Origin of the sequence: Shewanella electrica (genome assembly GCF_022321485.1) — a bacterium.
Lineage (GTDB): Bacteria > Pseudomonadota > Gammaproteobacteria > Enterobacterales > Shewanellaceae > Shewanella > Shewanella electrica.
This window is the reverse complement of record NZ_JAKOGG010000432.1, coordinates 1-260: the sequence shown is the minus strand read 5'-3', so window position 1 is coordinate 260 and position 260 is coordinate 1. Positions and strand designations below refer to the sequence as shown.

The window sequence follows — 260 nt, the reverse complement described above, 5'->3', positions numbered from 1 at the left end:
GCTGTGGAGGCCTGTGAGAACAGGCGGAAAGTGTTGTACCAGCGTGCGCCCAGAAACATCCACCGCCACGTGATACTGTCTGAGATCAAGGAGGCTGTTGCTGCCCTACCCTCGGATGTGACCACACAGTCTGTGATGGGGTTCGACCCTCTGCCTCCCCTGGACACCATCTACTCTTACGTCAGACCAGAGAGGCTGAGTCCAGTCAGCCACGGAAACACAATCGCCCTCTTCTTCCGGTCCTTGTTGCCAAATTACAC

At 56.5% G+C, this 260-nt stretch carries 1 protein-coding gene; it reads left to right on the top strand.

Annotated elements, in window-relative coordinates:
• Nucleotides 1-260 (top strand): transcriptional repressor TCF25 family protein (locus L9G74_RS24380; RefSeq protein ID WP_238898719.1); only part of this gene is annotated, 260 nt, incomplete at both ends.